The organism is Vibrio sp. OPT46 (assembly GCF_015163535.1).
Taxonomy (GTDB): domain Bacteria; phylum Pseudomonadota; class Gammaproteobacteria; order Enterobacterales; family Vibrionaceae; genus Vibrio; species Vibrio alginolyticus.
In genome coordinates, this window is the sequence record NZ_JADDYG010000320.1 from 1 (window position 1) to 2,068 (window position 2,068).

The 2,068-nt window shown below is 41.2% G+C and carries 3 protein-coding genes; all 3 read right to left on the reverse strand.

Features of this window, described 5'->3' with window-relative positions:
• The coding region (locus IQR33_RS15280) for an ATP-binding protein (RefSeq protein WP_228013912.1) at positions 1-309 on the reverse strand (309 nt) is incomplete at its 3' end.
• Positions 302-952: a DUF4194 domain-containing protein gene (locus IQR33_RS15285; RefSeq protein WP_193843810.1), complete on the reverse strand. Its 651-nt coding sequence runs from the start codon at positions 950-952 to the stop codon at positions 302-304. The genes IQR33_RS15285 and IQR33_RS15280, both read right to left, overlap by 8 nt.
• Positions 942-2,068: Wadjet anti-phage system protein JetA family protein (locus IQR33_RS15290; protein ID WP_193843811.1), on the reverse strand; the 1,127-nt coding region annotated here is incomplete at its 5' end. The genes IQR33_RS15285 and IQR33_RS15290, both read right to left, overlap by 11 nt.

Below are 2,068 nucleotides of genomic sequence, written 5' to 3' on the forward strand. Positions count from 1 at the left end.
GTTGGCATTATCACGCAGCAAACTAGTTGAGTCATTATCTTGAAACTCACCAAGCGCATAACTTCGGGCTGTACGCTCTGATGTTCTGCCGTCTGCTGCTGCATTATAGCGAGTAATCCGTTGGTCTCCCCCCATAAGCACAAATTGTATAGCATCAAAGATGGTAGTTTTGCCTGCTCCATTATCACCAGAAAACAAAGTCGCACCTGCTTGAGCAACATCAAAGGTTTCTAATTCAAACAAGTACCATTGAGCAAGAATAATATTGCTCAGTCTGTGTGAGTTCATTGGTTGTTTGTCACTAGTCATAAGATACCTCCACTGCTTCGTCACATTCTGCTGAACCGTCTTTTAATACGTCGCTAGAAAAACTATCCATAAACTCGTCTAAGAGACCCAAATAAGTAGCACTTACTACTCTCGTGATATTAGGGAGTACCGTGATTTCATATAACTTGGTGTCCAAATCCTTCTCCCCAAGCTCAATGACGCCTTTCCTTTTCAAGTTATCTAGTGCATGAGAGGTTTCTGTAACTTGTGGCCGAACCCCTTTTATTAACTCATATTGGTTTATAAGTTCAGTTGCTGGAGGTTTTACACGCCCAAGTTCTGTACGTCCCATCGATGCTTCCGTGTCGTACATCTTGCGTAAAATCAATAAGAAAATCGTAGTCGTAACATCGAGGCGTTTACCGACTCCTCTTGGAAGGACTCCCGCATAGCCAAAATTACGATCAAAGTGCCATGTCATATCTAAGCTATCGAACAATTTATGAAAGTAAGTTTGATTATCCTCGCACCGCTTAAAGTGCTCTCTATGACCTCGCTTTTCTTTCCAAACCCATTGATTCCGAATTAAATAAGCTGAAGTTTTCCGCAAATTGTCGGTGTAATCAGCAGAGGTTTTTAACTCTATGTCTTTAAGTTCTCTAAGAATAATTTCACTTGCCATATGATGCTATCTCCATATCTTTAATGCGGATAATCAAACGTCGCCCTGCCATAGCCTCTAGAGTTGTCCATGCTTCTTCATCATCAAACGACACATGATATTTTTCTTGGAGTGGGTGCAATACATGCGTTTTGGGTATTCCTTGAGCAAGTAAACGTAAGTGAAGAGCAGCCATCATTTCATCTGGACTGTTAATCGTCAGCTCATCAGTCGTGACTTGTGTACGTCCTCTCAATGAATCTTCTAAGTACTTATCTACACGCTCTAAGCTGCACTTCTGAAAGTCTATATGTTCCTGTTTGAGCTGGTTGTAGGCTCGCTTTTCCCATAGCGGCTTTTGTTGCCGTCGTGATGATTCTGAAGGTTCGATTGGTTTAGACTTCGGTTTAGCAAGGCGGCTACAAGAAATCAGTTCTTCGCCAATAGACAAGCTAGGGAGTGTATTGACTGAATCATCTTGTCCGATCTTCTCAAGCAAAAATTGAATTTGTTGACCGATGTTACTTGGTGTATGAACCGTGTATTTGATTTGTTCATGAATTCGACGAGTGATACGCCTAGCGTAATCTTGTGTTTTGGCAAACAACGGTTCAATTCCTTCAAAAGCTTTACTCAGTCGGTCAAGGTCGTTCTCCACCAAATCCTTAGATGAATTAGCAATATCACTTCGCTTGTACGCTTTTACACATTCTTCGAGAAGATCAGAGTCAAAACGGATTATATTAGCCAGTTTAAGAATCTTGTTGCCATGAAGCTTAGGGTTGCCTTTGAGTGCTAATTTTTCAATGTTTGGGAGAAAAAGTTCACCTAAATATTCATTAAAATAAAACTCAAATCGGCCATTAACTTGTGAGCTACCATGATTTAGTTGATGATGAATTTCACGAATATTCCCCACCAAAGCACGCATTCGATTCAAGAAACTCTCCATATCGTCAGCTGCTTTCCGTATCAGTGAACCACTAGTAGGATCCTTAACTACCTCTGCTAAGTTAGATCGCACTGACAAGCATACAATCCCCAGTGAGGGATGCTCAGCGCTCATCGATTGCAAAAAGTTTAGTAATCGACGTCCATCTTGTGACATCCATACAACATAACGATACCCACTTTCTC